The sequence below is a fragment of the Cyanobium sp. N5-Cardenillas genome (assembly GCF_024345515.1).
Taxonomy (GTDB): domain Bacteria; phylum Cyanobacteriota; class Cyanobacteriia; order PCC-6307; family Cyanobiaceae; genus Cyanobium.
Genome location: NZ_JAGQBG010000109.1, coordinates 1 through 10,133, shown reverse-complemented (window position 1 = coordinate 10,133; position 10,133 = coordinate 1). Strand labels below are relative to the sequence as shown.

The window sequence follows — 10,133 nt, the reverse complement described above, 5'->3', positions numbered from 1 at the left end:
GCGCCTCTGCAGCGAGGGGACGCGCCCAAGGCTCCCCTGGGGCAAACGCATTGCTTCGTTTGTGGACGATCCGAGGCCAACACTGCCGATCCTTGAATCTCTCAAAGATGATCCATCGCTGTACGTCCGCCGCAGCGTTGCCAACCACCTGGGGGACATCGCCAAAGACCATCCGGATCTCGTCTATGCAACCTGTGAGCGTTGGCTGCAGGACGGAGCCTCCACAGATCTGCAGTGGTTGATCCGCCATGCGGTTCGCTATCCAGCCAAGCAGGGCGATGCACGCGCACGGAAGATTCGTGCAGCCGCTTGCTAACATCCATCAACCGCTTCATGGGCGGCCGCCGTCAACTCCGTTGGTCCGATTCGCGCTCGTCGCCATTGCTGTCGTTGCCTGTGGCGGTTCCGCTCCTGGCCATGCAGCGCAAGGTGCGGCCAAGTTCGGCCAGGCATGGAAATCCGTCGACTGCAAGACCTTCGACGTGCCCGCCGCCATCGCAGCCCAGTCGGATTGCGGCTACGTCACCGTCCCGGAGCAGCATGCGAAGCCCAAGGGACGCACCATCCAACTCGGTGTGGTCCGCACCCGCAGCACGGGCCAAACCCCGGCGGCTGATCCCCTGTTTGTGGAGCAAGGCGGCCCTGGGGATTCCACCATCGGTGACATCGCCAATGGGGCTCTCCCGAAGTACCCCGAACTGCCGGCCTTGCTGCAGGCCCGTGATCTGATCTTCGTGGAAGAGCGGGGCACCAGGTTCGCCAAGCCTTTCCTGTTCTGCCCTGAACTCAATGCCCACAACATCGCCGTGGCGCAGGGGAAACAGAGCTATACCGATCCGAGCTGGATCAGGGCCTGTAACGCTCGCCTGAAGGCCCAGGGGATCAATCCCAGCGTCTTCAACACCCGCGAGAATGCGGCCGATATCTACACCGTCGCCGAGACGTTGGGCTATCCGGTCTTCAACTACTACGGCGTGTCCTACGGCACGTTGCTGGGGCAATACGTCATCGCCCAGGCCGACAAGCACAGGCCCAAACTCCGCAGCGTGATCCTCGATGGCGTCGTGCGGCCGGATCTGGATTTCAATCTGGCCTCAAGTCATACGTTCAGCTTTTCCTTGAGGAACATGTTCCGCGCCTGCGCAGAGGACCCACAGTGCAACGCGGCCTACCCAAATCTGGAGACGACGTTTCTGGTGATTGTTGATCGGCTCAACCAGAAGCCCGTGCCCCTGACCCTCACCATTCCCTCGAGCAAAAAGACATTCACCACCCAGCTCGACGGCAACGCGTTCATCACGGGCGTCGTGCCCTATCTCGCCCGGCCCTATTCCGGTGAATCGGCCCGCGGCAGTTCCCTGCCCCGGTTCATCCATGCCGCCAGCCAGGGCAACTTCGGCTGGATCGCCGAATCCCTGTCGGATCTCGAACCGAATGGGGCCCGGGGGATGTATCACACGGTCGTCTGTGCCCGGGGTCGATCGGTTCGGCTCCAGCCCGCCCAGGTGCTGCCGCCGCCCTACCCGCAGCTGCTCCCCCTGGGCCTGCGCGAAGCCGAAGCGGTGAACAACGCCTGCGACGTGCTCCAGGTGGAGCAGAAACCTCCCTTTGTCTATGCCAATCGGCAGATCCCCACCCTGGTGCTGAATGGCAGCGACGACCCGGTCACGCCAGCGCCGTACGGCGAAGCCGTGGCCAGCAACCTCACCACCGCCTACGTGGTCACCTTCCCCGGTGTTGGCCATGGGGCGCTCTTTGCGCCGCCGGGGATGGCCGCAGCCGCCTGCGTGACCCAGATCGCCGCCGACTTTCTGGCCAACCCCAGGCAGGCGCCCGACAGCGGTTGTCTTGCCCAGGTCAAGCCGGCGTTCGTCGTTGAGTGATCGTTGCCAGGCTGGGGACATCAGGGCCTGGTGATGCCGCAGACGCTCCTTTCCACCCTCTCCCGCGCTGAACGGCTCTCGATCGCCGGCACCTACTCCCTGACCCTGCTGGAGAACCTCTGCACGCTCTCCTATCCGGCCATCACCGGCTGGGCGGTCGACGGGCTGCTGAAGGGCAGCTACCGGGGCCTTTCGGCGCTGATCGCCGTATGGCTCGTGCACCTGGTCACGGCCTTCGTGCGGCAGCGCTTCGACACCCGGGTCTTCATGGGGCTCTATGCCCGCCTCGCCGTGCGCACCGTGGGCGAGCAGAAACGCCTGGGCCACGGCACCAGCATCGTGTCGGCGCGGGTCGAGATGATGCGCGACATGGTCGGCTTCTTCGAGGCCGACGTGCCGATGATGTTCTCCCAGGTGGTGACCGTGGTCGGCTCGCTGGTGATGCTGTTCACCTACGACCTCCAGGCCGGACTCATCGCCATGGCGGTGCTGCTGCCGATGGGGCTCGTCAATGGCTGGTACTGGCGGCGCGCCCTGCGCCTGCACCGCGGCCTCAACGATCAGATCGAGCGCGAGATCGAGGACATCGAGGCGGCCCGTCCGCTGCGCCTGCGGCGCCACTTCGGCCGCGTGCGGCGCTGGCATGTGCAGCTCTCCGACAGCGAATCGTGGACCTGGACCGTGACGGAACTCGCCACGATCGTGGCCTTGGTGGTGCTCCTGATCGACTTCACCCGATCGACAAGCTTCAGTGCCGGCGCCATCTATGCCGTGCTGGCCTACGTGTTCGACTATCTCGATGGCCTCGACAGCGCTCCGGCGCTGGTCAACAACGTCGCCCGGCTCCGCGACATCCGGGCACGGCTGGGGAATGCCGCGGCCGCCGATTGAGACGCCATAGCCCGGAGCGAGGGCTTGATCGATCCGTCTCCGGCGAACTGGCAGGCTGATCTGGAAATGATGCAGTCCAACGGCCCCTGAACCATGGTTGTCGTCTCTGAGATCGCCCCCGACCTGTTCCGGCTCTCGGTCCACGTGCCGGAGTTCGATCTGCAGTTCAACCACTTCCTGGTGCGCGACGAGGAGCCGCTGCTGTTTCACGCCGGGCTCAAGGGCATGTTTCCGGCCCTGTGCGACGCCGTGGCCACCCTGATCGATCCCACCCAGCTGCGCCACATCGCCTGGAGCCATTTCGAATCCGATGAGATCGGTGGCCTCAACCACTGGCTGGAGCTGGCGCCCCTGGCCCAGCCGGTGTGCACCCTCGTCGGCAAGTTGGTGAGTGTCGATGATTTCGCCCTCCGCCCCGCCCACGGCATGGCGGAGGGCGACGTGCTCAGCACCGGCCAGTACCGCTTCCGCTTCCACCGCACCCCCCACCTGCCCCATGGCTGGGACGCCGGTCTGCTGTTCGAGGAGACCCGCCGCACCCTGTTCTGCTCCGATCTCTTCCACCAGTTCGGTGATGTCGCCGCCGTGACGTCCTCGGACCTGATCGGTCCGGCGCGCCAGGCGATGCAGCAGATGCAGAGCGGCCCCCTGGCCGATTACATGCCCTACACCGGCCAGTCGGCGGGCCTGCTGAAGGGGCTGGCCGCGCTCCAGCCGCAGACCCTGGCCGTCATGCACGGCTCCTCGTTCACCGGCAGCAGCGAGCAGATGCTGCTCGATCTGGCGGGGGTGATCCAGGAGGGGTTTGAAGGGGGCTAGGGAGTCGCCGGGGTGAGCACCGCCAGGGCTTCGGCCCGGTGGTCGCCCTGCCAGAGCCACTGCCACGTCCAGCCGCAGGCCTCGGCGGTGCGGCGGATGGCGTCGCGATCCGGTGGGAAGTCGAACTGGCTGAGGTGGTCGATCACCGGCTGCTGCTGCTCGGGCGCCAACGCGCCCCAGTCACGGCGGATCCGGTCCACGTAGCGCGCCACGTAGGCCGGGCGGTCTTCCCCGGGCGGGCGGAACACGTCGGCCCACAGGAACAGGCCGTTCGGGGCCAGATGGCGGCGGCAGAGCCGCAGAAAGCGGGCCTTGTCGTCGTCGCTGAGGTGGTGAATGGCGAAGGCGGAATGGAGCAGGTCCACCGGTTCGGGCCCGGGTTCGGCTTCGGCCCAGGCCAGCAGATCCTGATCCAGCCACTGGCAGGGGTAGGGCACCGGGACCAGGGCGGCCGCCGCCCGGGGCAGCACCGGGGCGGAGAGGTCCACGCCGAGGTAGGAGCCCAGCGGCAGGCGTCGCAGCAGGGGGGCCATCACGGCCAGGTCGCCGCAGCCGAGATCCACCATCCGGGGCGGCGCTGAGCCGGCCGGCCGTGCCGCCAGCCAGGCCTCCAGCGCCTGGCCCAGGGCCGCCGTCAGGGCGCGGTGCTGCATCAGGTCGTGGTCCACCACCGCCCGGTAGGTGGACCACTGGCGATCGAAGAAGTCCATCCGGTGGTGTGCGGGCGTCAGCCTCCACCGTGAGGATGGCAGCCCCTGGCCCCCGGCACCGCCAGCCCGTCGACTTTCTGAGGCCATCGCTATGGTCAGCGCCACTTAGGCGCCGCGGCGCGAGTTATTCAGTGACGGAACGGCGGATGCATCTGGTGCGCTGGGCGCTCACCACCGGCTGGCTGCTGATCATCCTCTCGCTGCTCTACGACCCGTTCACGCCCCGCTTCACCGAGCCCGACCACCCCTGGAGCCCCCTGCGGCTGCCGGAGTCCTGCGTGCCGGTGCAGGGCGCCTGCCTGGGCGATACCCCCTACCCCCTGGGTACCACCCTGTTCTGGGGCCTGGTCGTGCCGTCGGGCATCTTCATCCTGCTGGTGTTCGGCCATGAGCTGTGGCGGCGGATCTGCCCGCTCTCCTTCCTCTCCCAGATCCCCCGTGCCCTGGGGCTGCAGCGCCAGATCGCCAAGGTGAACCCCAAAACGGGCGAGAAGCGCCTGCAGCTGGCCAAGGTGCCGGCCGCTTCCTGGCTGGGCCAGCACTACTCCCGGCTGCAGTTCGGCTGGCTGTTCGTGGGCCTCTGTGGCCGCATCCTCTTCTTCAATGCCGACCGCCTGGTGCTGTTCGCCTGGCTCAGCTTCACCATCGGCTGTGCCATCGCCGTGGGCTGGCTCTACGGCGGCAAGAGCTGGTGCCAGTACTTCTGCCCGATGGCGCCGGTGCAGAGCATCTTCTCCACCCCCACCGGCCTGCTGGGCAGCAAGGCCCACATGGCCAGCACGCCGATCACCCAGTCGATGTGCCGCACCGTGCAGCCCGATGGCAGCGAGCAGAGCGCCTGCGTGGCCTGCCAGCAGCCCTGCATCGACATCGACGCCGAGCGCACCTACTGGGCCAAACTGCCCAGCCCCGCCTTCGCCTTCGAGCGTTACGGCTATGTGGGCCTGGTGTTCGGTTACTTCGTCTACTACTACCTCTACGCCGGCAACTGGGACTACTACTTCTCTGGGATCTGGCTGCGCCAGGAGGACCAGCTGGCCCAGCTGCTGCGGCCAGGCTTTTTCATCCTCGGCCAGCCGATCGATGTGCCCAAGCTGGTGGCGGTTCCGCTGTTCCTGGGGCTGTGCACCTGGCTGGGAACGGTCGCCGGCCGGGCGATCGAGTCGGCCCTGCGCACCCAGGTGCGGCGCCGCGGCGTTGAGCCCGACCGCGAGCGGATCCGCCACCGGGTGTTCGTGGTGGCCACCTTCCTGGTGTTCAACTTTTTCTTCCAGTTCGCCGGCCGGCCGCTGCTGCTGCTGGCTCCCGACTGGGCGCAGTACCTGTTCGACGTGACCCTGATGGCGGTGAGCACCCTCTGGCTCTACCGGGCCTGGAACCGCTCCCCCGACCTCTACGGCCGCGAGAACCTGGCCGAACGCTTCCGCAAGCAGCTCACCCGCCTCGATCTCGATGTGGGCCGCTATCTCGACGGCCGCTCCCTCGCCGACCTGGGCACCGAGGAGGTGTATGTGCTGGCCAAGGTGCTGCCCGGCTTCACCGGCCAGAAGCGGCATGAGGCCTACAAGGGCGTGGTGCGGGAGGCCCTGGAGGAGGGCTTCGTCAATGCCGCCAGCAGCTTGGAGGTGCTCAAGCAGATGCGCCTCTCCCTCGGCATCAGCGACGGCGAGCACCGCCAGCTGCTCGATGAGCTCGGCGTGGAGGATCCCGGCCTGCTGGATCCCGACAGCCGCCGCAGCCTGGAGGACCAGATCCGCCTCAGCGGCTACCGCAAGTCGCTGGAGCGGCTGATGCTGGTGCAGCGCCTCGGCAGCGGCCCGGTGGAGGGCGGCCCCGATGGTGCCGCCCTGCAGGCCCTGCGGCGCGAGTACGGCATCTCCTCCCGTGAGGAGGAGCGGGTGCTCGACGACCTCTCCCCCGCCGCGGCGGCGATCCACAAGCTGGAACTGCTGCTGGAACGGCTGCCGGCCCTCACCGACGGCTACCGCGCCCTGCACCAGAGCGCCCTGCGCCACCAGTCCGCCGTGCTGGCCCTGCTGGACGACCGGCTGCAGCTGCGCAAGGAGCTGACGCTGCGGGCGATCCTCGATGGCCTGGCCACCCTCCAGGAGGATCCGGCGGTGCCCGCCCTGGTGCAGCGTCTCCAGGCCATTGCGCCGTTGGAGCTGCCGGAGCTGCTGCGCCGGGAGGGCTGGGAGCGCCGCCTGCCGGAGGCCGTCGCCGAAACCCTCTCCCACCCCGGTGGCGAGGCCCCTTCCTGTTCCCTGGAGGTGCCCGTCGACGAGACCCTCAGTTTCCTGGCCAGCCTGGCTGCCGATCCCAGTCCGAAACTGGCGGCCTCCGCCCTGTTCCTGACGGCCTGCCTCGATGGCGGCCGGGCCCGGGCCCTGGCGGCCGCGCTGGATGGGCCGGGGGCCCCGCCCCTGCTGCGCCAGACCGCCCAGGCGGTCGAGGCCCTCGACGGCCCCCCAGACCTGCGGGATTTCCCGGAACTGGAGAAGCGGGTGTTCCTGGCCACCAGCGATTTCTTCCGCCGCAGCGACGCCGACACCCTCGATGCCCTGGCCTCCCAGGCCGATGTGCGCTCCTTTTCCAAGGGCGACCTGATCACCGAGGCGGGCGACACCTGCCGGGAGCTGCTGCTGCTGATCGAGGGCATCGCCCGGGTCCATCACCGGGACGGCGAGCGCACCTGGGTGCGGGACCTTCAGCCCGGCAGGGTGCTCGACGAACTCCAGGTGCTCACCCACAGCGCCTCGGAGAGCACGATCGTGGCCGAGGCCGATGGCACCCGCCTGCTGGCCGTGCCTGTGGATTCCTTCGATGCGGTGCTGGAGCGCGATCCCGACTTCGCCCGCCGGGTGCTGGAGCTGGAGAGCGGCCAGCTGCAGCGGCTGATGCGGGCCGGCGGCGCCTGAAGCCAGGGGGCACCTCGCCCTGAGCTGCGAGGGGGGTCACGGCCCCGGCCGTGATCTGGGGTGGGCGTTTGCCGATGGCGCCCTGGTTCTGCTTCAGTGCCGGGCAACCACCTTGGCCGGACCCTGATGCGCGGTGCCCCCGTCCAAGTCCTGCAGCCCGTGCCGCTGTTCGCCGATCTGAGCCCCGAGGAGCTCCAGCAGATCGCCCTTCTGTTCAAGGAGCAGGATTTCGAGGCCGGCGAAACGCTCATCGAGGAGGGTTCCGGCGGCTCCGCCTTCCATGTGATCGAGGCCGGCGAGGCGACCGTGGCGATCCAGGGAACGGTGCGCTCCAGGCTCGGTGCCGGCGACTTCTTCGGTGAGATCGCCCTGATCGATGACGGCACCCGCATGGCCACGATCACCGCCGCCACCCGCCTCGATGGCTACGGCCTCACCTACGGGGACTTCCGCCCCCTGGTGGAGGCCAACGGCGTGATCGGCTGGAAGTTGCTGCAGCGCATGGCGAGGCTGCTGCGCGACGCCAGGCGGGGCTGAAACAGCCTGCTCCCCTGAGCGCCCACCGGCCCCGATCACTGGTGGGCGTTTTCGATTGCCTTGTTGCGCTGATCCTGGGCGGCATTGACCTGATCAACGGCCTGCCTGGCCTTGTTCATCGGAGCCAGCAACGGCGATTCCGCCGGAGCCGGTGCCACGACCTTTGCCGGTGGAGCGGAATCGCAGGCGCCCAGCAGGCCCACCAGCAGGCCGATTCCAACAAGGGCAGGCCGTGACTTCACCGTCGGCGCTCAACGAACTGGGTTCAAACTATGGCCCTGGTTCGGCCCTGCCCTGCCGGCAGGGATGATCGGAACCATCTGTCTGCTTCTTCCACGACCATGAACATCGACGGCAGGCCCTGGCGCACCATCTGGCTGGAGGAGGGCGGCCGCTCGGTCGGTGTCATCGACCAGACCCTGCTGCCGCACCGCTTCGTCACCCGCTCGCTCGCCAACGTCGAGGAGGCGGCCGAGGCGATCGTCACCATGGTGGTGCGGGGGGCTCCCCTGATCGGCGTCACCGGGGCCTACGGGCTGATGCTGGCCCTGCAGGCCGATCCCTCCGATGCCTCCCTGGCCGCGGCCTTCCAGCGCCTCGATGCCACCCGCCCCACCGCCATCAACCTGCGCTGGGCTCTGGAGCGGGTGCGGGCCAGGGTGCTGCCCCTGGCGGCGGAGCAGCGCGCCGAGGCGGCGAAGGCCGAGGCGGCCGCCATCGCCGAGGAGGACGTGGCCATGTGCGAGGCCATCGGCGACCACGGCCTGCGCCTGTTCCAGGAGATCGCCGCCCGGCGCCCCGAGGAGCGCCGCGGCCAGCCCCTGAACGTGCTCACCCACTGCAACGCCGGCTGGCTGGCCACGGTCGACTGGGGCACGGCCCTGGCGCCGATCTACAAGGCGCACCGCTCCGGCCTGCCGATCCACGTGTGGGTCGACGAGACCCGCCCCCGCAACCAGGGGGCCAGCCTGACGGCCTTCGAGCTCGGCCGGGAGGGGGTGCCCCACACCGTGATCGTCGACAACGCCGGCGGGCACCTGATGCAGCACGGCCAGGTGGATGCGGTGATCGTCGGCACCGACCGCACCACCCGCTGCGGCGATGTCTGCAACAAGATCGGCACCTACCTCAAGGCCCTGGCCGCCCACGACAACGGCGTGCCCTTCTATGTGGCCCTGCCCGCCTCCACCATCGACTGGTCGATCGCCGATGGGGTGGCGGAGATCCCGATCGAGGCCCGCTCCCCCCTGGAGGTGACCCGCATCGCCGGCAAGCCCACGGCAGGGGAGCCCACCAGCGTGCAGCTGGTCCCCGATGGCAGTGACGGCTTCAACCCCGCCTTTGATGTCACCCCCGCCCGGCTGGTGACGGCCCTGTTCACCGAGCGGGGCGTGGCGCCGGCCAGCGAGGCGGGCCTCCAGGCCCTCTACGCCGCCCCGGTGGCCGCGGGCTGAGCCGGCTTCAGAGCGAGGGCCGCAGCAGGCTGATCGGCTCTCCGGAGCCATCGGGCTGGACCGTCAGGGTGGAGTAGCTCCAGGTGCCGGCGCTCTGGCGGGCTTCCACGTAGAGGGTGCCGCTGCCTTTGGACCCCTGCAGGGGAATGGCCAGGTTGGCCTGGCCCGTGCCGCCGGAAAGATTGACGCTGCCGGACACCAGCAGGCCCCCGTGGATCGGCGTGCCCAGCCGGCTGATCACCACCGGATCCCTCTGGGCCTTGGCCAGGGCCTGCTGGTACGGCGTGGTCGATTTGATCAGCCCGAACACGAGGCCGACGATCAGGGCGATGAAGCCGGCAACCCCGGCCAACCCCGTGAGGCAGCCGGCCGGCACCAGCCACTTCCAGTTGCGGGCCCACCAACTGGGGGCTGGCTTGCTGCCCATGGGGTGACTCGGGCCCGTGACCCCTCAGAGCCCTTCGAAGCGGACGTTGAGGTTGAGCTGGTTGGGGCCGATGGCGGTGGCCTGCAGCACCAGGGCGGCGGCTTTGCCGTCGGCGGTGCCATCCACCTTGGTGCCCGCCGGCGGATCCAGCACCAGGTTGAAGCCCCACGGTCCCACCACCGTGTTGATCTTGCGCTCGCTGTAGCCCTGCTTGGCCAGGGACGCCTTCACCTTGGCGAGCAGCTCGTCCGGCTTGCCGGGCAGCTGGGTGTTGAGGCTGGTCTGGCCGATGGCATTGGCGGCGAACAGGCTGGCGGCCGGTTTGGGCAGCGGCAGTGTCAGGCCCTTGAGCAGCGATCCGGCCGGGGTGGCCAGGGCGGCGCCGCCGACCAGGGCGCCGGCTCCCACCAGCAGCGAGGTGGAGAGGGCCAGCAGACGGGGACGCCAATGCATGGCTTGGTGTTCGCGGCAGCAGGGCAACCGTACCCCGATTC

10 protein-coding genes and 1 pseudogene are annotated in these 10,133 nt (G+C 68.7%); 7 read left to right on the top strand and 4 right to left on the bottom strand.

The features are described 5' to 3' along the window. The 4 genes and pseudogenes from KBZ04_RS09895 to KBZ04_RS09880 all read left to right on the top strand — a co-directional run. Positions 1 to 316: pseudogene (locus KBZ04_RS09895) on the top strand (DNA alkylation repair protein); the annotation flags it as partial. Then, a complete protein-coding gene (locus tag KBZ04_RS09890) occupies positions 249 to 1,883 on the top strand; it encodes an alpha/beta fold hydrolase (RefSeq protein WP_254991774.1) in 1,635 nt (544 codons plus the stop codon). The pseudogene KBZ04_RS09895 and the gene KBZ04_RS09890, both read left to right, overlap by 68 nt. 33 nt (positions 1,884 to 1,916) lie before the next feature. Beyond that, positions 1,917 to 2,774 carry an ABC transporter six-transmembrane domain-containing protein gene (locus tag KBZ04_RS09885; RefSeq protein ID WP_254991773.1) on the top strand — a complete coding sequence of 286 codons (858 nt, stop codon included), beginning with the start codon at positions 1,917 to 1,919 and terminating at the stop codon, positions 2,772 to 2,774. Positions 2,775 to 2,867: 93 nt separating this feature from the next. After that, positions 2,868 to 3,593: an MBL fold metallo-hydrolase gene (locus KBZ04_RS09880; protein WP_254991772.1), complete on the top strand. Its 726-nt coding sequence runs from the start codon at positions 2,868 to 2,870 to the stop codon at positions 3,591 to 3,593. On the opposite strand, the gene KBZ04_RS09875 is transcribed toward KBZ04_RS09880, so the two are convergent. After that, a complete protein-coding gene (locus KBZ04_RS09875) occupies positions 3,590 to 4,303 on the bottom strand; it encodes a class I SAM-dependent methyltransferase (RefSeq protein WP_254991771.1) in 714 nt (237 codons plus the stop codon). The genes KBZ04_RS09880 and KBZ04_RS09875 overlap by 4 nt on opposite strands. Positions 4,304 to 4,449: 146 nt before the next feature. On the opposite strand from KBZ04_RS09875, the gene KBZ04_RS09870 reads away from it, so the two are divergent. Beyond that, positions 4,450 to 7,221 (top strand): cyclic nucleotide-binding domain-containing protein, encoded by a 2,772-nt coding sequence (locus KBZ04_RS09870; protein ID WP_254991770.1) that lies wholly within the window; start codon positions 4,450 to 4,452, stop codon positions 7,219 to 7,221. A 159-nt stretch (positions 7,222 to 7,380) separates the two neighbouring features. After that, positions 7,381 to 7,758 (top strand): cyclic nucleotide-binding domain-containing protein, encoded by a 378-nt coding sequence (locus tag KBZ04_RS09865; protein WP_254991769.1) that lies wholly within the window; start codon positions 7,381 to 7,383, stop codon positions 7,756 to 7,758. A 35-nt stretch (positions 7,759 to 7,793) separates the two neighbouring features. On the opposite strand, the gene KBZ04_RS09860 is transcribed toward KBZ04_RS09865, so the two are convergent. Further along, positions 7,794 to 8,000 (bottom strand): hypothetical protein, encoded by a 207-nt coding sequence (locus KBZ04_RS09860; RefSeq protein ID WP_254991768.1) that lies wholly within the window; start codon positions 7,998 to 8,000, stop codon positions 7,794 to 7,796. 99 nt (positions 8,001 to 8,099) lie between these two features. Here KBZ04_RS09860 and mtnA point away from each other — a divergent pair, with 99 nt between their 5' ends. Next, complete coding sequence (mtnA, locus tag KBZ04_RS09855; protein WP_254991767.1) at positions 8,100 to 9,212, top strand: S-methyl-5-thioribose-1-phosphate isomerase; 1,113 nt, start codon at positions 8,100 to 8,102, stop codon at positions 9,210 to 9,212. A 7-nt stretch (positions 9,213 to 9,219) separates the two neighbouring features. On the opposite strand, the gene KBZ04_RS09850 is transcribed toward mtnA, so the two are convergent. Together KBZ04_RS09850 and KBZ04_RS09845 are read right to left on the bottom strand one after the other, a co-directional pair. Beyond that, a complete protein-coding gene (locus KBZ04_RS09850; RefSeq protein ID WP_254991766.1) occupies positions 9,220 to 9,639 on the bottom strand; it encodes a cytochrome c oxidase assembly factor Coa1 family protein in 420 nt (139 codons plus the stop codon). A 24-nt stretch (positions 9,640 to 9,663) separates the two neighbouring features. After that, positions 9,664 to 10,092, bottom strand: a complete 429-nt coding sequence (locus KBZ04_RS09845) for a hypothetical protein (RefSeq protein WP_254991765.1) — start codon at positions 10,090 to 10,092, stop codon at positions 9,664 to 9,666. Positions 10,093 to 10,133: the final 41 nt, after the last annotated feature.